Genomic DNA, 17,002 nt, shown 5'->3' with positions numbered 1-17,002 from the left:
ACCCGACGGCCGCCTGCCGTCTCTTCATCCCACCACGGGGCATGCCATCACCCCGCTGTGGGGGGGCATGCCCCATTTTTTATTGGAACATCACCATGTCCCTCGATCTCGAAACCACTGCCGTTGAAGCCGCACCCGTACAGGGCGAACTGCTCGATGCGGAATCTTCCCCTCTGACCCTGAGCCTTCAGGATTTCGTCGGCGAGTTCGGCGACGAACTGCTCGACGCCCTCAACAGCGCCAACCCGCCGGTCTATAACGGCCAGCCGCAGGCGCACCGGCAACTCGTCGTCGCCAGCCTCAAGCGCAAGCTGTTCCCGGCCCAGGCCGAAGTCGTCCACGCCGCCGCCGAACTGCTGATCGACCGTGGCGAACGCGCCGCGATTGTCAATGGCGAAATGGGCTGTGGCAAGACGACCGTCGGCATCGCCACGGCCGCCGTTCTCAACGCCGAAGGCTACCGCCGCACCCTGGTTCTTTCGCCACCGCACCTTGTTTACAAGTGGCGGCGCGAGATCCAGGAGACAGTGGCAGGCGCCAAGGTGTGGGTGCTCAACGGGCCGGACACGCTCGTCAAGCTCATCAAGCTGCGCGAGCAATTGAATGTCCAGCCCACGGGCCAGGAGTTCTTCGTCTTGGGCCGGGTCAGGATGCGGATGGGGTTCCACTGGAAGCCTGTCTTCACCCAGCGGCGTACCCGCCATGGCAACGTGGCGGCGTGCCCGGACTGCGGTACGGTCATCACCGACCTCGACGGCGAGCCGGTCAACCCGGTCGCGCTCCAAGCCGAGGAATACCGCAGGAAGTGCAGCCATTGCGCCGCACCCCTGTGGACACTGATCCGCCCGCGCAGCCTGTCCGGCAGCGACCGGTCCTCGGCCGTGCTGAAAGCCTTGAAGCGCATCCCGACGATCGGGGAAGTCACCGCGCAGAAGCTGATGCAGAAGTTCGGCGACGGGTTCCTGGCGTCGATGCTGGGCGACAACATCCATGAGTTCATCAACCTCATGGACGGCAACGGCGAACTGGTGTTTTCCGACCGTCAGGCCACGCGCATGGAGCGTGCGATGGCCAACATGGAGCTCGGCTTTGGCGAGGGCGGCTACCAGCCGTCCGAGTTCATCAAGCGCTACCTGCCGCAAGGCACGTTCGACCTGTGCATCGCGGACGAGGCACACGAGTACAAGAACGGTGGCAGTGCCCAGGGCCAAGCCATGGGCGTGCTGGCGGCGAAGGCTCGTAAGACCTTGCTGCTGACAGGCACGCTGATGGGCGGCTACGGGGACGACCTGTTCTACCTGCTGTTCCGAGCCCTGCCTGGGCGGATGATCGAAGACGGCTACCGCCCGACCACGAGCGGCAGCATGACCTCGGCGGCCATGGCGTTCATGAGGGACCACGGGGTCCTCAAGGACATCTACTCCGAAAACACCGGCACGGCGCACAAGACGGCCAGGGGCACCAAGGTATCGGTGCGCACGGTCAAGGCTCCGGGCTTCGGGCCGAAGGGGGTCTTGCGGTGCATCCTGCCGTTCACGATCTTCCTCAAGCTCAAGGACATCGGCGGCAACGTCCTGCCGCCGTATGACGAGGAGTTCCGTGAAGTCGCAATGGACACGGCACAAGCCGCGGCCTACCGCGACCTGGCGGGTCGGCTGACCGCGGAGCTGAAACAGGCTCTTGCGCGACGCGATACGACGCTGCTGGGTGTGGTGCTCAACGTACTGCTGGCCTGGCCGGACTGCTGCTTCCGGTCGGAGACCGTGGTGCATCCGCGCACGCGCAACACCTTGGCGTTCGTCCCGGCTCAGTTCAACGAGTTCGAGGTGACGCCGAAAGAGCGCGAGCTGATCGACATCTGCAAGGAAGAGAAGGCGCAGGGCCGCAAGGTCCTGGCCTACACGGTCTATACCGGCACGCGTGACACCACGTCGCGCTTGAAGGTGCTGCTGGAGCAGGAAGGCTTTAGGGTGGCGGTGCTGCGCGCAAGCGTGGACGCCAGCCGACGCGAGGACTGGATCGCCGAGCAACTGGACCGTGGCATCGACGTGCTCATCACCAATCCCGAACTGGTCAAGACGGGACTGGACCTGTTGGACTTCCCGACGATCGTTTTCATGCAGTCGGGCTACAACGTGTACTCGCTCCAGCAGGCGGCACGCCGCTCCTGGCGCATCGGACAGAAACAGCCGGTGCGCGTGATCTACCTCGGCTACGCCGGTTCCTCGCAGATGACCTGCCTGGAGCTGATGGCCAAGAAGATCATGGTGTCCCAGAGCACGTCGGGAGACGTGCCCGAATCCGGGCTCGACGTCCTCAATCAGGATGGAGACTCGGTAGAGGTCGCTCTCGCGAGGCAACTCGTGGCGGCGTGATCCGTCTCACAAGCTGGCGCCATCAGGCGCCGGCTTTTCTCCTTGACGAAGTCAGCGCCTTGCCGTGTCAGGCGAGGCTCGCGGTGTGGTGGCTTTCATTGACACGATGGATGGTGAACACCGTGTCCTGCAGCTCGATCTCATTGAGGCAGCACGGGTCCTGCTTGATGCGCCAGTAGCGCGACAGTGGCAGACCCAGGCTATGCAGCAGCAGGACGCGATTGATGCTGTCGTGGCCCACCAGGACGACCGTCTGGTCCCGATGCTTGCGCAGCACGATCCGCAGTACGTTGATGGCGCGCCCCAGCACACCGGCCATCGTCTCGCCACCCGGAATCACGGCAAGATCGGGTGCCTCAAACCACAGACGCGACTCGTCGGGCCAGCGTGAACGCACCTCTTCGTGCGTGAGTCCCTGCCACTGACCGTAGTCGGTATCGGCAAGGTCTTCGAGCACGTGCACCTTCGAGGCCGTGGCGCGGCCGATGGCCTCCCCCGTGTGAACACACCGCGAGAGCGGGCTGGCGTAGATGGCATCGGGCTTCCAGCCCTCTGCGACGCGCCTGCCGAGCGCTTCAGCCTGCCGCTTTCCCAGCTCCGAAAGTGGCAGTTCGGCACGCCCGCGAAAGCGCTCAGGCGCGATCCAGTCCACATGACCATGACGGGTCAGGATAACGTTTGTCATTCATTCACTCTCCATAAAAACAGGTTTTCAAGACATCAACGGACGAAGGCGTGGGTCCCCGCATAGGTGGCCGCGCTTCCCAGCGCTTCCTCGATGCGCAGGAGCTGGTTGTATTTCTCGACGCGCTCGCCGCGACAAGGCGCGCCGGTCTTGAGGTGCCCGGTGTCCAGCGCGACTGCCAGGTCCGCGATGAAGCTGTCCACGGTCTCGCCGCTGCGGTGCGACACCATCGCACCCCAGTTGGCGTTGTAGGCCAAGGCGACGGCAGACAAGGTTTCTGTCAGCGTGCCGATCTGATTGGGCTTGATCAGCACCGCGTTGGCCACGTCCTCGCGGATACCGCGCTCAATGCGCTCGACGTTGGTCACGAAGAGGTCGTCGCCGACCAGTTCGATCTTCTTGCCCAGGGTCTGGTTCAGCAGCGCCCAGCCGCTCCAGTCGTCTTCCGCCAGGCCGTCTTCCAGGACCTTGATGGGGTAGCGCGCCACCCACTCGACGTAGAGTGCGACCAGTTCCTCGGCCGTGACCGTGCGCCCTTCGCTGCGCAAGTGGTACATCCCGTCGTGATAGAACCCACTCGATGCAGGGTCCAGCGCCAGGACGACATCCTTTCCCGCTTCGTAACCAGCCCGCGAGATGGCCGCCAGGATCAACTCCACCGCGTCGCTGTTGCGTTTGAGCGGCGGCGCGAACCCGCCTTCGTCGCCCACAGTGGTGGAGTGGCCCTTGTCCTTAAGGACTTCGCGCAGACGGTGGTAGATCTCGGCACCGCAGCGCATCGCTTCGGCAAAGCTCGAAGCGCCCACCGGAGCGATCATGAACTCTTGGAAATCCACTCCCTGCCAGTTCGCATGTACCCCGCCGTTGAGGACGTTGAACATGGGCACGGGCATGCGGTGGACCTCGGGTCCGCCCAAATGTCGGAACAGTGGCTGTTGGGCGGCCTGCGATGCCGCCCGCGCCACGGCCAGGCTCGCGCCGAGGATCGCGTTGGCGCCGATGCGGCTCTTGTTCGCCGTGCCGTCGTAGTCCCGCAGCCGCCGGTCGATCGTCTCCTGATCGAAGGCGTCGGCATCGAGCAGCACCGCGGCAATGCCTTTGTTTACATGGGCCACAGCGGCACGGACCCCTTTGCCGTCGAAACACCGGATGTCGCCGTCGCGCAGTTCGACGGCCTCGTGGATGCCGGTCGAAGCTCCGGCCGGAACCGCGGCGCGTCCCATCACGCCGCTGCTCAGGTGCACATCGACCTCGATGGTCGGATTGCCGCGCGAATCGAGGATTTCACGCGCGTGAATCATCTTTATCTTGGAAACCATATAACCCCCTGCAATTGAACTTGGACGGGCGGGACGCGTGGCCTTGGTGTCCGGATCTGCCCGCGCTTTCAATCAGCCCGCAGCTTGCCGGTCAGGTCTTTGCCCTGCCCACAGGTGATCGCGTCGCCAGCAGCCACGCGCGCCAGACAGCCGTGCTCGCCGTTCGCGCGTTCGTAGATCAAGCCGTTTTCCACGGTGCGCACTGCGTACCACTCCGTGTCGCTCAGGGGAGCGACAACGCTGGCACTGCACACCATGACGACGGACCAGGCGATGAGCGCAGCGATCAGCCGACCGTTTTCCCGCAGCCAATCGCGCATGCCCGGCTCGGGCGGCAGGTTGTAAACCCTCAACATGGCAGTCTCCTGGACCAAGTCATGAGTCGCGCCAAAGGTGCTTACTTCGCGCCCAGACCGATGCGTCCGTACTCGACGGGCACCTTCACGTAGGTCAGGTCGATCGCTTCCTGCGCCAGCGCGTCCATCAAACGCCGGCAGGCCGCTTCGTCTACGGAGACGGTCACCGCCAGCGGTTGGTCGGCCAGTTCGAAGAAGTGCGCGGAGTGGAAGCGGCCGACGTGATCGAATCCTTCCGCACCGCCCACCAGCGTGCCGCCGACAGCGCCATGGTCCTTGGCGAACTCCAGGAGCCAGTCACCGATGGGCTTGTGCCCGTGGCGGCGGTCCTGCGCCGTGAAGAATGTCAGTTGGTAGCCTTTCATGGGGTCTCCTTTACGATTGGCGAGTAGCGGATGCGGACGCCATGCCCAGCGCCGTCATCGTGAGCGAGCCGCCCACGTGCAGCGCCAGCATGCCGGCCGACCAGCCCAGGCGGCCGTCGCGCAGCAGCGTGAGCAGTTCGGCCGAGAACGTGGAAAAGGTGGACAGACCACCAGCGAGCCCGGTGATCACGAACAGGCGCCACACGGGCGACAAGCCCGGTGCCATCCCGAAGTAGGCGATCGCAAAACCCACGATGTAGGCCGCAATCAGGTTCGATGCCAGGGTGCCCATCGGGATCGGCGGCACCAGGGCGTTCATCGCCACGCTCAGGCCGTAGCGCAGGAGCGCGCCGATGATGGAGCCGAGGCTGATGGCCAGGACTGCGTATGCGCCGCTCATCGTCAAACGCCCCGGGTCGCATTGCCGGAGGCGGTCCTCAGGTGCGACAGCGGCAGCTCACACAGGAACAGCACGGCGTGGACCTTCTTCAACTCGTCCCCGTGCTCGTGCATGAACGCCCGCAGCCGCTGCTCGGTGTCCAGCAATTCCAGGCATTCCGGGTGCCGCATGCCCGTCAGTTCGGGGTGCTGGTGCGACAAGCGTTCTCCTGGCAGGTAGCCCGAACTGACCCGGTGCAGCATGGCCTGCAGGATGTTGGCCTTCTTGGCCACGGTAAGCAGGTGATGCGCCAGTGCAGGCGCGCTCAGGTGGTGCCAGAAACGGGTGACCTTGGCCCGGGTTGCGGTCGGGAAGTACAGCCGCAGCGCCGCGATGGTCTGGGACGTGTCTGTTTTCATTCAACGCTTTCCTTGGAGACAGGGGGCAGTGCCACAGGATCTGCGGCGGAAGACTTCGAGGTTTCGCGGCGCTTCTTGAGGAAGGCGGCAAGATCGGCGATGCGCAGGTCTTCAGGGACAGCGGCCCGATGCCGGCGGTGCTTGCTGTGGCCTACGCGCTGCGCGTGGTAAATGCCGGTGTGCCCCGAGAACAGGTAAGCCGTGACGCAGCCGATGGCCGCCAGCGGACCGATCTCGGCACCGAACAGTTCCATCGCCATCAGGGTCGTGGCAATCGGGGTGTTGGCCGCGCCGGAGAACACCGCGACGAAGCCGATGCCGGCCATGAAAGCGAACGGCATCTGCAGGATCGGCGCCAGTGCGTTGCCCAGGGTAGCGCCGATGTAGAACAGCGGGGTGACCTCACCGCCCTTGAAGCCCGTGCCCAGCGACGCGACCGTGAAGCCGAACTTGCCAAGGAAATCCCACGGCTGCATCGGCTCCTGGAAGGCGCGCTCGATCTCCGGGATGCCCAGACCGATATACTGGTAGCCATCGAGCGCCCAGACCGCGAGGGCGATGACGATGCCGCCGGCGAACGGCCGAAGGGGTGCGTAATGGATGAGCCGCTTGACCCGCGCCCCGAGCGCGTGAGTGACGCGGGCGAACAGCATGCCGACGATGCCGAACACGACCCCGGCGAGCACGACCGCCACCACGCTCCAAGCGCCGACCGGCACGATCTGCCCGATCGCGTAATGGGCGTGGTGCACGCCCCAGGCCAGACATACCTGATCGGCCACGATGCCCGCCACCATGCAGGGGAACAGGGCGTCATAACGCATGCGCCCGATGGCCAGGATTTCCAGCCCGAACACGGCGCCCGCCATGGGCGTGCCGAACACCGACGAGAAGCCTGCGGCGATGCCGCACATCAGCAGGATGCGTCGGTCTTCATGTTCCAGGCGGAACACGTGGGTGAGTTGGTCGGCCAGCGCGCCGCCCATCTGCACCGCAGTGCCTTCGCGGCCCACGGAAGCACCGAAGAGGTGTGACACCACCGTGCCGCCCAGCACCAGCGGCACCATGCGTAGCGGAACCACCTTCTTGGGGTCGTGGATCTCGTCGATGATGAGGTTGTTGCCTCCGTCCACCGTCTTGCCGAGCAGGTGATACACGAGGCCCACGCCCAGGCCGGCCAGCGGCAGCAGCCAAATCACCCAAGGGTGGGACTCGCGCCAGGCCGTGGCATGATCGAGGGAGACGAGGAAGAAGGCGGAGGCGCTGCCGGCCAGGACGGCAACAACGCTGGCGATGAGAAGCCACTTGCCCACGTAGGGCAGCAGCTCAAGCTGTTCTAGACGGCGATTAGGCATGGGGTCGGTTCGCTCGAAATCCATCGGGCTGACCCATGCAAGAGATGTGGACGTGAACGCCTACAGCCCCGACAGAAGGTCAGGTAACTGTAGGCGTCATCGGCAGCGAATGCTGCGGTTCGGTTTCCCAGGAGGAACGCCATCTCCAAGCGCGCACTATACCCTTTCGTGACGAAATGGTCGAGCGCAGTTTCAGTGAATCCCTTCGGATCCCTGCCGGGCTCCCTGGCGGTGCTGGGGTGCCGGCCGCGGCGCTGGGCCTAATCGAGGGCGCGGCCGATGCGGTGGCCAGCTTCACCAAGATGGTGTCGGGCTACCTCGCTCGGCCATCGCAAAGCACTGGTCCTGCTCGGCTATGCGCTCACTCCGCTCGTCCAGGTCTTCATCGCACTGGCGGTGGGATGGCCGCTGCTGCTCCTGGGTCAGTTGCTGTCCTGATTCGGCAAGGGACTGCGCGGGCCGCTACGCGACGCCATCGTGATCCAGGCGGTGAGCGCGCAGACCCCTGGACGCGCGTTCGGCTTTCACCGGGCGATGGATACGGTGGGTGCGGTCGCCGGGCAGCTGCTGGGCGTGGCTGCGCTGGGGTGGGCGCAGACGCTGCATTGAGACGACGTAGCCAGCCCGTTCCGCGTGGTGCTCGGGCTGTCCGTGATCCCTGGCCTGCTGGCCGTGCTGGTTTTCCTGACGCTCGTGAACGCCCCCCAGCAATCGCCCAATCCCGGCCTGCGCTTCTTCGGCGCGCTGCACGAGCTGCCAACACGGTTCAAACGCTACCTCTGCGCGGTCGGGTTGTCTGGCCTGGGGAACTTCTCGCACAGCCTGCTGATCCTGGCCGCCACGCACTTGCTGGCGCCCTCGATCGACATCATGCATGCGACACAGGTCGCCGGGCTGCTCTACGTGGGACGCAACGCCGTGCAGGTGCTGGCTTCCTATCCGGTTAGCGCCTGGGCGGATCGCATCGGCCCGCTGCCGCTATGGGTGGCGGGCTACGCGCTGGGCGCGGCCACTGCTGTGCTGGCGGCACTCGCCTTCTGCCTGGGCATAGGCAGCCTGCCGCTGCTCGCCACCAGTTTTGTGGCCGCGGGGCTCTACGTGGCGATGCAGGAGGCGCTGGAATCCACGGTCGCCGCGGGCATGATCGAACCGCAAGCGCTGACTATGAGCTACGGAGCGCTGGGCACCGTCGATGGCAGCGCCAAGTTCCTGTCGAGTGCGGTCGTAGGCACCGTATGGACGATGACCTCGCCGGTACTGGGCTTAGGGTTGGCTGTCGTCCTGATGCTGACCGGAACGGTTGCACTGGGCCGCCTCAACCGATGAGGATGCGCCACGTCGATCGATTCCCTGCGATGTCGCGTCTGGCCTGATGCACCCCAGCGACCGACCTTCTATGCCCACGGCCCTTCGGGGCCGTTTGTTTTGGTCGGCGCCAGGAAATCGGACGGCCCTCATTTCGCATTGTTTGCTGTCGCAACCTCACGCAGCGGCGATGGTGAGGGCTCGATGTTTCAGGACGACGCGCCATGTGCCCCTCACCACCCTGGTTTCACCACCCCGAACGCCGCCTGCTGGCGGGTTTTCTCGGCCTCCTTTGGTCGGTGCTGGCTGGCGGCTGCGCGACGACGAGCGCGCCGGTCGCGCCCGACACAATCGAGGAATCCTCGGCCGCGCCCGCATCCGAGGCGCCCGAATACATCCCCGTCGTGCGCTACGGGCGCTACACCCTCGTGGAACTGGCACCGACAGCAGCGCAGCGCGACCTGCTTTTGCAGACCATCGACGTGTCGATGCCCGAGGATGCCCGCGCCACGGTCGGCGACGGGCTACGGCATGTGCTCAAGCGCAGCGGCTACGGCTTGTGCCAGACGGCGCACGCGGTGGTCGAGCTGTACGCACTGCCGCTGCCGGCGGCGCACCTGCACCTAGGCCCCATGACCCTGCGCGAAGCGCTGCTCACCCTTGCTGGTCCGGCCTGGGAACTGCACGCGGATGACCGCGCGCGGCAAATCTGCTTCGAGCGTCCCAACGACAGCATGACCGCCGACAAGGCACCCGCGCTGCCCGCCAACGAGGCGGTGCAGACGTTTCCGCTGGCGCCCGCGGCATCGGGAGGCCAGCCATGAACGGCCCGCAGCCCGCCCAGCGCTCAACCGCCGCCGTGGTGGTGCAGAGCCTGATGTGGCTCTGGCTGATCGGCCTCAGTGTCCTCATTGCCCTCGGCTACCAGGCCATGAACGATCAGGCCGACCAGGATCGCCTCAATTCCCGCCTGCAACGCCTCGAAGCGCTGGCGACGGGCCTGGCCGAGACCGTCGAGGCCATCCAGCAGCGTCCAGCCGTCGCCACGGCGGCGGACCTCAAGGACACGCGCCAAATCCTGGAGGCACGCGCCGCCCAGGTCGAGCAATCGCTGAGCGACTATGCCGCCGCCGCCGACCTTCAGGCGCTGCGCGCCGAAGTCGAGCAAGTCAAGACGCGGCAGACCGCTGCGCGCGCCGCTGCACCCGCCCAGCCGCGCAGCGGGAACAAGCCCACCGCCAAGCCCGAACCACCGCCGCTCCCGTTCCGCATCGTGGGTGCCGAACTGCGTGCCGGCGAGCGCAGCGTGTCCGTCGCGCCGAGCAGTGGCGACTTCACGCCCGACCAGCTTCAAGTGCTGCTGCCAGGTGATGCGGTCGGCCCGTGGCGCTTGCAGGCCGTCGAGGGCAACACCGCGGTGTTCCAGGCCGGCGACCAGACCCGCCGCGTGGCGATTCCCTGACCGGAGTACAGCGCATGAAGCCATCGATCGTCCTTTCCGCGCTCCTGCTGGCATCCACCCAGTTTCCCGCGTGGGCTCAGCAGCCGGCCACGGCTCCGGCCCGCAATGCGCAGAGCCAGGAGCGCCCGCTGGCCGCACGCGCTCTGGACGGCCGGGTGTCAAGCGACTGGGGCCTGCAACCGCAGGAGTGGGCGCGCTACCGCGAACTGATGGACGGGCCGCTGGGCATCTACTCGCCCAACCTGGACCCGCTGTCGGCCCTAGGCATCGAGGCCCGCACCGACGAGGAGCGGCGCCGCTACGCAGAACTGCAGGTGCAGGTCGAGGCGCGCCGCGTCGAGAAGCTGCTTGCCTATCAGCGCGCCTACGACGAGGCCTGGCAGCGCCTGAACCCCGGAATGCAGCGGGTGAACCTGCCGGACGACAAGCCGGTCGCCGGCGCCACGCGCGGCTCCGGCCGCACAGCAGTGTTCGTCAAGGACGGCTGCGTGGCCTGCAGCCAGCTCGTCCAGCGCCTGCAATCTACGGGCGCCGAATTCGACCTGTACATGGTCGGCAGCCGCCAGGATGACGCGCGCATCCGCGACTGGGCCAAGCGCGCGAACGTCGATCCGGCACGCGTGCGCAGCGGAAGCATCACGCTCAACCACGACGGCGGTCGCTGGCTAACATTGGGGGTGCCCGGCGATCTGCCGGCGGTCGTGCGCGAGGTGAACGGCCAATGGCAGCGCCAGCCGTAGCCGCTCTCCTGCGCGCACTGGTGCTCATCGCCGGCTTCTGCGCCTGCGTTGCCCAGGCCGAGGAGGTTCCGCCACCGGCCTATCAGCTCGCCGCGCAGCGCGCTGGCATCCCCTCGACGGTGCTCTACGCCGTGGCCTTGCAAGAGAGCGGCATCCGCCGCCACGGGCGCATCGTTCCGTGGCCGTGGTCCCTTAATGTCGCCGGCCAGTCGCACCGCTACGCGACCCGTGCCGACGCCTGCGCGGGCTTGCAGCGGGCAATGCGCTCCACGCCGCACACGCGCATCGACGCGGGCCTGGGCCAGATCAACCTCGGCTACCACCAGCAGCGCTACACCAGCGCGTGCGACTTGCTAGACCCGTACCGCAACCTCGCCATCGCCGCCGAGATCCTGCGGGAGCAGCACACCCCCGGCGAGGACTGGTTGCTGGCGATCGGCCGCTACCACCGTCCTGCCGGGGGTGAGCCTGCCGCCCGCTACCGGCGCAGCGTATCCCGCCACCTTGCCCGCGTGCAGGGCCCGCGCCCAACCGCCGCGGTCCTCGCCGCGCGCCAGGAGACATCCCCATGACGACATCCCATCTGGCCTTACGAGGCCTGCTCGTGCTGCTGGCGAGTCTGCCGCTGGCCTCGCTTGCCGGCGAGCCGCTGATCGTGGTCGAAGACCGCGGCGGCACGTCGGCGCTGCCGTACTACGAAGCCCTGAACCTCCAGCCGCGCGCCAACGGGCCGGCCCGGCCGCCGATCCCGACGACCCAGGTTCCCGCCACCCCGGCAGGCGAGGCCGCAATGCTGCCGGTACGCAGCGCCAAGCTCGCGCCCGGCACCGTCGCGCGGCGGGTCATCGAGGCTCCGGGTCTTCGGCCTTTCGTGGTCGTCGGCGACGACGAAACCTCCCGGGCCTGGATGCGCCGCCAGGCGGCAGCGCTGCGCGAGCGCGGCGCGGTCGGCCTGGTGGTCAACGTCGAGACCGTGCAGGGCCTGGCGCGGCTGCGCGCCCTGGTGCCCGGCGTACCCCTCGCGCCCGTGTCCGGCGATGACCTGGCCGAGCGCCTGGGCCTGCGGCACTACCCGGTGCTGATCACGGCCACCGGCATCGAGCAATGAAGCCATGTCGGGGAAACAGCCGGTCGAGGTGCTGCTTCGCCCAGCGGTGGAGCTATATACCGTCGCGGCGTGTGCAGGCGCCGCGTTTCTGTCCCTGGTGGCCCCGTGGTCGCTCGCGCTGAGCCCCGCCATGGGCGTCGGAGGTGCGCTGGCGTTCGGTGCCTACGGCGCCATCCGCTACCGCGATGCCCGCGTCATCCTGCGCTACCGGCGCAACATCCGCAGGCTGCCGCGCTACGTGATGACCAGCAAGGACGTGCCGGTCAGCCAGCAACGGCTGTTTGTGGGGCGCGGGTTCCTGTGGGAGCAGAAGCACACCCATAGGCTGATGCAGACGTACCGGCCGGAGTTCCGCCGCTACGTCGAACCGACACCCGCGTACCGGCTGGCGCGGCGCCTGGAGGAACGGCTGGAGTTCGCGCCGTTCCCGCTGTCCCGACTGTCGAAACTCACCGGCTGGGACGTGCCTTTCAACCCGGTGCGGCCGCTGCCGCCCGTGGGCGGTCTGCCGCGCCTGCAGGGCATCGAACCCGAAGAGGTGGACGTCAGCCTGCCGCTGGGCGAGCGCGTCGGCCACTCCCTGGTACTGGGCACCACGCGCGTCGGCAAGACCCGGCTGGCCGAACTGTTCGTGACCCAGGACATCCGGCGCGTGAACGCCGCGGGCGAGCACGAGGTGGTGATCGTCATCGACCCCAAGGGCGATGCCGATCTCCTGAAGCGGATGTACGTCGAGGCCAAGCGCGCGGGCCGCGAAGGCGAGTTCTACGTCTTTCATTTGGGCTGGCCGGATATTTCCGCGCGCTACAACGCCGTGGGGCGTTTCGGGCGCATATCGGAAGTCGCCACCCGCGTTGCGGGTCAGCTTTCCGGCGAAGGCAACAGTGCGGCGTTCCGCGAGTTCGCCTGGCGCTTCGTCAACATCATTGCGCGCGCGTTGGTGGAGTTGGGACAGCGCCCGGACTACATGCTGATCCAGCGGCACGTCATCAACATCGACGCGCTGTTCATCGAGTACGCCCAGCACTACTTCGCCAAGACCGAGCCCAAGGCCTGGGAGGTGATCGTCCAGATCGAGGCCAAGATCAACGAGAAGAACATCCCGCGCAACATGATCGGGCGGGAAAAGCGCATCGTGGCACTGGAGCAGTACCTGTCCCAAGCCCGCAACTACGACCCGGTGCTCGACGGCCTGCGCTCTGCGGTGCGCTACGACAAGACGTACTTCGACAAGATCGTCGCCAGTCTCTTGCCGCTGCTGGAGAAGCTCACCAGCGGCAAGATTTCGCAGCTCCTGGCCCCCAACTACTCCGACCTCAACGACCCCAGGCCGATCTTCGATTGGATGCAGATCATCCGTAAGAGGGCCATCGTCTATGTGGGCCTGGATGCGCTCTCCGACGCCGAGGTCGCCACCGCGGTCGGCAACTCGATGTTCAGCGATCTCGTGTCGGTCGCCGGGCATATCTACAAGCATGGGATCGACGATGGCCTGCCGGGCGCATCGGCCGGTGCGCGCGTGCCGATCAACGTCCATGCCGACGAGTTCAACGAATTGATGGGCGACGAGTTCATCCCGCTGATCAACAAGGGCGGCGGTGCCGGCCTGCAAGTCACTGCGTACACGCAGACCCTGTCGGACATCGAGGCCCGCATCGGCAACCGCGCGAAGGCAGGCCAGGTGATCGGGAATTTCAACAACCTGTTCATGCTGCGCGTGCGCGAGACCGCGACCGCCGAACTGCTGACCCGGCAATTGCCGAAGGTCGAGGTCTATACGACCACCATCGTCAGCGGCGCGACCGACAGCTCGGACATTCGCGGGGCGACGGATTTCACGTCGAACACTCAGGACCGCATCAGCATGTCCAGCGTGCCGATGATCGAGCCGTCGCACGTCGTCGGCCTGCCGAAAGGCCAGTGCTTCGCGTTGCTGCAGGGCGGCCAGCTTTGGAAAGTGCGCATGCCGCTGCCGGCGCCGGACCCGGACGAAGTGATGCCGGCAGACTTGCAGCAACTGGCCGGGTACATGCGCCAGAGCTACAGCGAAGCGACGCAGTGGTGGGAGTTCACCAGTTCCCCCGCCTTGCAGGACACGGGCCTGCCCGACGACCTGCTGGATGACGCCGCTGCGGCCGAACCTCCCGCGGTGGCCATTGCCACCGACGAGGACACCGGCAACAAGGCCTCGCCATGAAGGACGCCGCCTCGACTGCACAACGGGAGCAGAACCAGCGCCAGGGCCTGATCGTCGGCACCATCACCTTGCCGTTCCGGCTGCTCGGGGTGCTGATCGGCTCGCTGCTGTTCTCGATCGTCGTGGAGTGCGTCGGCATGCACCTGTTCTGGAAGGACCAGGGCTGGCGGCACTCGCAGCAGATGTTGCAGTACGAACTGGGGCACCTGTCCAGCCACTTCACGCGCAGCGTCGTCGTGCAGGAGCCGGGGCGCACCGCGCACGAACTGGTGGATACCGGCTACGAATGGGTATTCGTTCGCTCCGGGCTGCTGGAGCGCATGAGCCAGACCGCCGAGCGCGCCCGCGCGCCGAGCCACGGGAGGATCCAGGACGGGGGGCGCAACTTTCGCTACTACATCAGCCAGGTCTATGTCTGGACCGAGAACTACCTGATTGCCGCGGCCTTCACCACCCTCACGTTTCTGGTGCGCCTGCTGGTTCTGGTGCTCACGTTGCCGCTGATCTGCACCGCGGCGTTCGTCGGCCTGATCGACGGTCTTGTGCGGCGGGACGTGCGCCGGTTCGGCGCAGGCCGGGAATCCGGCTTCATCTACCACCGCGCGAAGGCGAGCCTGATGCCGCTGGCCGTGCTGCCGTGGGTCACGTACCTGGCCTTGCCGATCTCTGTGCATCCACTGCTGATCCTGCTGCCCAGCGCAGCCTTGCTGGGACTGGCCGTGAGCCTGACTGCGGGCAGCTTCAAAAAATACTTGTGATGACAGAGAAACCAGATCATTAGGCAACTCATTCAGTATTTCTTATTTATTGAATTTGCTGACCAAGGATTTTCTCGCGATACATATTGGCCAAATGGCGCGCCCTCATGCTCCACTGCTCTGTAATCTTTGGGAAATCTGTTGCGCCGCGCCCATCCATTCCTTGCAATGTAACGTAGCCCTGCCCATCCTGTCCGCGTACAAAAGCTATGTAGTTATATATTGAATCTCGAAACTCAGTGAGAGCATAAAAGAAGGCATCGCCAGCCGGAAGCGCACGAGATAAGTCAATGCGACCTTGGGCATATAAAAAATCATTGACACCCTTCATTCCCCATCCTACCCGATCCAACTCAATGTAAAGATTGTCCACGGCGTCATAATGCACAGATGGAATGTAACCACATGAAAAGTCCCATGTTTCGAGCCAGTCGAGAAAGTCAGACCTGAAATATGAAGGAACAATATTTTGAAGTGTGGCTATGGAATCCGCCATCTGCTGAGGCGTTAATGCGCTCCTGGCAACTTGAAATGCTGATGGGAAAATTCTCTTACAGACATCTTGTGGGATAAAACTAATATCAGAAATTTCACCCCAATAGACCACGTGAACCGGAAAAGTCGATCCATCCAGCCTTTTGTGTTGAGTGCCATGGAACTGATGATGATTTATGCTGGTATGGCGATTTGCCGTTGTGAAAATCACATAACAACCAATCGGCTCAGGGAAGGAATCGGTCTTACTCAACTCAGCCGTAACGTCTGTAGAGTTTAGTTGATTAACAAATTTTGCCTGCCCAAACACTGAGTAGCCGCCAACGGCAGGAAAAATGTCAATGCCATGCTGCCTTTGCCCATTTCCGCCGTATCTTCTGAATTGCACGTCATACCTCATATTCCGCGCGACCCAGTCCCTCATGAGGTAGCAGCAAATTTCCTCAAAATCTTGATCAGTTCTAAAGGTCAGTCCTTGCATTTTTATCCTGGATCTTTGTAAGAGCGTTGATATTTTGCCACGCGGCCGGTGGAAATTCCCTTCTTGAATTCTGGCCTGACGACCACTCCCTGAGCGAACTGGACGCACGCTGCCAATCAAACCGATCAGCGCAGTTTCCTATTGTTTGCTGCCTGCAGTCACCCTGAACTCCACCATCGCACTATTCTGATCACACAGGAATGGCGCGATGTTGGCTCCGATCTGGCAGCGCGCCGCGCATCGCGGCGTGCCCATTTTTCTCGTGACGGCCCTGCTGCTGGGTCAGTCCCCGATGGCGTTGGCCGAGTCCCCCGCACAGCGCCAGGAGCTGGTCGCCGCGCTGCGCCAACTCGACGCGCTGGAGCGCACCGTCGCCGACAGCGCCGCGCGTGCCCCCATCCAGCCGGGCGAGCGCTACCACTTCGATTACCCGCGGTTGCTGGCTGACTTGGCGCGCGTGCGCGCCGGCATCCAGGCCCATCTCACACCGTCGCGTGCCCAGCCGCGCGACCCCTCCGAACTGGCCAGCGACTACCGCACCGAGCGGTCCGCTTCGCCATCGCCGACGACTACGGAAGCCAAGCCATGAACGGCGCCCAGGTCTCGGCATTTCAAGCCAACAGCGGCATCGCGCCTTCGGCGATGGCGACCGTCCTGGTCGGCGCCGTGTTCGCGGTGCTCCTCGTCTGGGGCGTCTGGGCCATCCGAACGGCCTACGTGGGGTGGTCCGAGAGCCGCCTCAACCAGCGCCAGTTCCTCGGCGTCTGCATCCGCTTCGTCGCGATGTACCTCGTCCTGAGCTTCTTCCTCCTCTCCTGACCTGAAAGGCACGACCATGCAAAACCGCATCCTCCATTCCCGCCTTGCCCAGCGCGCCGCTGTGGCACTGGGCTCCGCCGCGCTGCCCGCGCTGTCGTTCGCGCAAGGCTTGCCGCAGTTGGAAAACCCGACCCGCGGCACTGGCAACGGCATCATGGAAACGATCAGGAACTATGGCTACGACATCATCATGCTCGTGGCCCTCTTGGTCGTGGCGTCGATGTTTATCGGCGTTTGCTACCACGCCTACGGCACCTACGCCGAAATCCACACCGGCCGCAAGACCTGGGGCCAGTTCGGCCTCACCGTCGCGATCGGTGCCGTGCTGCTCGTGATCGGCATCTGGCTGCTCACCGAAGCCACCGGCATCCTGTAAGGCGAGGC

Annotated in this window: 20 protein-coding genes and 1 riboswitch; of the genes, 12 read left to right on the top strand and 8 right to left on the bottom strand. The window is 65.1% G+C overall.

Annotated elements, in window-relative coordinates:
- The first annotated feature begins 95 nt into the window (after positions 1–95).
- Positions 96–2,375: a helicase-related protein gene (locus RN01_RS02820; protein WP_039016619.1), complete on the top strand. Its 2,280-nt coding sequence runs from the start codon at positions 96–98 to the stop codon at positions 2,373–2,375.
- A gap of 67 nt (positions 2,376–2,442) precedes the next feature.
- On the opposite strand, the gene RN01_RS02815 is transcribed toward RN01_RS02820, so the two are convergent.
- The 7 genes from RN01_RS02815 to RN01_RS02785 form a co-directional block, all read right to left on the bottom strand.
- Complete coding sequence (locus RN01_RS02815; protein WP_039016618.1) at positions 2,443–3,060, bottom strand: histidine phosphatase family protein; 618 nt, start codon at positions 3,058–3,060, stop codon at positions 2,443–2,445.
- A 35-nt stretch (positions 3,061–3,095) separates the two neighbouring features.
- A complete protein-coding gene (eno, locus tag RN01_RS02810; RefSeq protein ID WP_039016617.1) occupies positions 3,096–4,379 on the bottom strand; it encodes a phosphopyruvate hydratase in 1,284 nt (427 codons plus the stop codon).
- Positions 4,380–4,447: 68 nt separating this feature from the next.
- Positions 4,448–4,735, bottom strand: a complete 288-nt coding sequence (locus tag RN01_RS02805) for a hypothetical protein (protein WP_039016616.1) — start codon at positions 4,733–4,735, stop codon at positions 4,448–4,450.
- A gap of 41 nt (positions 4,736–4,776) precedes the next feature.
- Positions 4,777–5,100, bottom strand: a complete 324-nt coding sequence (locus tag RN01_RS02800; RefSeq protein WP_039016615.1) for a DUF190 domain-containing protein — start codon at positions 5,098–5,100, stop codon at positions 4,777–4,779.
- Between the two features lie 10 nt (positions 5,101–5,110).
- A complete protein-coding gene (gene crcB / locus RN01_RS02795; protein ID WP_039016614.1) occupies positions 5,111–5,500 on the bottom strand; it encodes a fluoride efflux transporter CrcB in 390 nt (129 codons plus the stop codon).
- A 2-nt stretch (positions 5,501–5,502) separates the two neighbouring features.
- Positions 5,503–5,898 carry a hypothetical protein gene (locus RN01_RS02790; RefSeq protein ID WP_048935054.1) on the bottom strand — a complete coding sequence of 132 codons (396 nt, stop codon included), beginning with the start codon at positions 5,896–5,898 and terminating at the stop codon, positions 5,503–5,505.
- A complete protein-coding gene (locus RN01_RS02785) occupies positions 5,895–7,277 on the bottom strand; it encodes a voltage-gated chloride channel family protein (RefSeq protein ID WP_233270701.1) in 1,383 nt (460 codons plus the stop codon). Before RN01_RS02785 ends, RN01_RS02790 begins: the two co-directional genes overlap by 4 nt.
- Before the next feature lie 59 nt (positions 7,278–7,336).
- Positions 7,337–7,409: riboswitch (Fluoride riboswitch) on the bottom strand.
- A 495-nt stretch (positions 7,410–7,904) separates the two neighbouring features.
- On the opposite strand from RN01_RS02785, the gene RN01_RS34240 reads away from it, so the two are divergent.
- The 8 genes from RN01_RS34240 (at position 7,905) to RN01_RS02745 (ending at position 14,823) form a co-directional block, all read left to right on the top strand.
- A complete protein-coding gene (locus RN01_RS34240) occupies positions 7,905–8,579 on the top strand; it encodes a hypothetical protein (RefSeq protein ID WP_182570818.1) in 675 nt (224 codons plus the stop codon).
- A gap of 203 nt (positions 8,580–8,782) precedes the next feature.
- Positions 8,783–9,382: a PilL N-terminal domain-containing protein gene (locus RN01_RS02775; protein WP_039016613.1), complete on the top strand. Its 600-nt coding sequence runs from the start codon at positions 8,783–8,785 to the stop codon at positions 9,380–9,382.
- The gene (locus tag RN01_RS02770; RefSeq protein ID WP_039016612.1) at positions 9,379–10,020 is read left to right on the top strand and encodes a hypothetical protein; all 642 of its coding nucleotides are present in this window, start codon (positions 9,379–9,381) and stop codon (positions 10,018–10,020) included. Before RN01_RS02775 ends, RN01_RS02770 begins: the two co-directional genes overlap by 4 nt.
- Positions 10,021–10,034: 14 nt before the next feature.
- The gene (locus tag RN01_RS02765; protein WP_039016611.1) at positions 10,035–10,760 is read left to right on the top strand and encodes a TIGR03759 family integrating conjugative element protein; all 726 of its coding nucleotides are present in this window, start codon (positions 10,035–10,037) and stop codon (positions 10,758–10,760) included.
- The gene (locus tag RN01_RS02760; protein WP_039016610.1) at positions 10,742–11,332 is read left to right on the top strand and encodes a transglycosylase SLT domain-containing protein; all 591 of its coding nucleotides are present in this window, start codon (positions 10,742–10,744) and stop codon (positions 11,330–11,332) included. Before RN01_RS02765 ends, RN01_RS02760 begins: the two co-directional genes overlap by 19 nt.
- Positions 11,329–11,868, top strand: coding sequence for an integrating conjugative element protein (locus RN01_RS02755; RefSeq protein WP_039016609.1), 540 nt, complete (start codon positions 11,329–11,331; stop codon positions 11,866–11,868). Before RN01_RS02760 ends, RN01_RS02755 begins: the two co-directional genes overlap by 4 nt.
- Positions 11,869–11,872: 4 nt before the next feature.
- On the top strand, positions 11,873–14,065 hold the full coding sequence (traD, locus tag RN01_RS02750; RefSeq protein ID WP_039016608.1) for a type IV conjugative transfer system coupling protein TraD: 2,193 nt from the start codon (positions 11,873–11,875) through the stop codon (positions 14,063–14,065).
- Positions 14,062–14,823 (top strand): TIGR03747 family integrating conjugative element membrane protein, encoded by a 762-nt coding sequence (locus RN01_RS02745; RefSeq protein ID WP_003821103.1) that lies wholly within the window; start codon positions 14,062–14,064, stop codon positions 14,821–14,823. The genes traD and RN01_RS02745 overlap by 4 nt, the downstream gene beginning before the upstream one ends.
- A 46-nt stretch (positions 14,824–14,869) precedes the next feature.
- Here the strand turns inward: RN01_RS02745 and RN01_RS02740 are convergent, their stop codons facing one another.
- Positions 14,870–15,799: a hypothetical protein gene (locus tag RN01_RS02740; protein ID WP_039016607.1), complete on the bottom strand. Its 930-nt coding sequence runs from the start codon at positions 15,797–15,799 to the stop codon at positions 14,870–14,872.
- A 208-nt stretch (positions 15,800–16,007) separates the two neighbouring features.
- On the opposite strand from RN01_RS02740, the gene RN01_RS02735 reads away from it, so the two are divergent.
- The 3 genes from RN01_RS02735 to RN01_RS02725 are packed head-to-tail and all read left to right on the top strand — an operon-like array spanning position 16,008 to position 16,994.
- Positions 16,008–16,388, top strand: coding sequence for an RAQPRD family integrative conjugative element protein (locus RN01_RS02735; protein WP_003821105.1), 381 nt, complete (start codon positions 16,008–16,010; stop codon positions 16,386–16,388).
- Positions 16,385–16,618 carry a TIGR03758 family integrating conjugative element protein gene (locus RN01_RS02730; RefSeq protein ID WP_003821106.1) on the top strand — a complete coding sequence of 78 codons (234 nt, stop codon included), beginning with the start codon at positions 16,385–16,387 and terminating at the stop codon, positions 16,616–16,618. The genes RN01_RS02735 and RN01_RS02730 overlap by 4 nt, the downstream gene beginning before the upstream one ends.
- 16 nt (positions 16,619–16,634) lie before the next feature.
- Positions 16,635–16,994 (top strand): TIGR03745 family integrating conjugative element membrane protein, encoded by a 360-nt coding sequence (locus tag RN01_RS02725; protein ID WP_003821107.1) that lies wholly within the window; start codon positions 16,635–16,637, stop codon positions 16,992–16,994.
- Positions 16,995–17,002: the final 8 nt, after the last annotated feature.

It is taken from the genome of Cupriavidus sp. SHE, assembly GCF_000812445.1.
Lineage (GTDB): Bacteria > Pseudomonadota > Gammaproteobacteria > Burkholderiales > Burkholderiaceae > Cupriavidus > Cupriavidus metallidurans.
This window is presented reverse-complemented; position numbering and strand designations above follow the sequence as displayed.

Bases quoted from the DNA above. Each gene is read 5' to 3' on its own strand.
- RN01_RS02755 (WP_039016609.1), top strand. From the start codon at position 11,329: ATGACGACATCCCATCTGGCCTTACGAGGCCTGCTCGTGCTGCTGGCG.
- RN01_RS02725 (WP_003821107.1), top strand. From the start codon at position 16,635: ATGCAAAACCGCATCCTCCATTCCCGCCTTGCCCAGCGCGCCGCTGTG.
- RN01_RS02765 (WP_039016611.1), top strand. From the start codon at position 10,035: ATGAAGCCATCGATCGTCCTTTCCGCGCTCCTGCTGGCATCCACCCAG.
- RN01_RS02820 (WP_039016619.1), top strand. From the start codon at position 96: ATGTCCCTCGATCTCGAAACCACTGCCGTTGAAGCCGCACCCGTACAG.
- RN01_RS02815 (WP_039016618.1), bottom strand. From the start codon at position 3,060: ATGACAAACGTTATCCTGACCCGTCATGGTCATGTGGACTGGATCGCG.
- RN01_RS02740 (WP_039016607.1), bottom strand. From the start codon at position 15,799: ATGCAAGGACTGACCTTTAGAACTGATCAAGATTTTGAGGAAATTTGC.
- RN01_RS02760 (WP_039016610.1), top strand. From the start codon at position 10,742: ATGGCAGCGCCAGCCGTAGCCGCTCTCCTGCGCGCACTGGTGCTCATC.
- RN01_RS02775 (WP_039016613.1), top strand. From the start codon at position 8,783: ATGTGCCCCTCACCACCCTGGTTTCACCACCCCGAACGCCGCCTGCTG.
- RN01_RS02805 (WP_039016616.1), bottom strand. From the start codon at position 4,735: ATGTTGAGGGTTTACAACCTGCCGCCCGAGCCGGGCATGCGCGATTGG.
- RN01_RS02730 (WP_003821106.1), top strand. From the start codon at position 16,385: ATGAACGGCGCCCAGGTCTCGGCATTTCAAGCCAACAGCGGCATCGCG.
- eno (WP_039016617.1), bottom strand. From the start codon at position 4,379: ATGGTTTCCAAGATAAAGATGATTCACGCGCGTGAAATCCTCGATTCG.
- RN01_RS02745 (WP_003821103.1), top strand. From the start codon at position 14,062: ATGAAGGACGCCGCCTCGACTGCACAACGGGAGCAGAACCAGCGCCAG.
- RN01_RS02785 (WP_233270701.1), bottom strand. From the start codon at position 7,277: ATGGATTTCGAGCGAACCGACCCCATGCCTAATCGCCGTCTAGAACAG.
- RN01_RS02770 (WP_039016612.1), top strand. From the start codon at position 9,379: ATGAACGGCCCGCAGCCCGCCCAGCGCTCAACCGCCGCCGTGGTGGTG.
- traD (WP_039016608.1), top strand. From the start codon at position 11,873: ATGTCGGGGAAACAGCCGGTCGAGGTGCTGCTTCGCCCAGCGGTGGAG.
- RN01_RS02735 (WP_003821105.1), top strand. From the start codon at position 16,008: ATGTTGGCTCCGATCTGGCAGCGCGCCGCGCATCGCGGCGTGCCCATT.
- RN01_RS02800 (WP_039016615.1), bottom strand. From the start codon at position 5,100: ATGAAAGGCTACCAACTGACATTCTTCACGGCGCAGGACCGCCGCCAC.
- crcB (WP_039016614.1), bottom strand. From the start codon at position 5,500: ATGAGCGGCGCATACGCAGTCCTGGCCATCAGCCTCGGCTCCATCATC.
- RN01_RS02790 (WP_048935054.1), bottom strand. From the start codon at position 5,898: ATGAAAACAGACACGTCCCAGACCATCGCGGCGCTGCGGCTGTACTTC.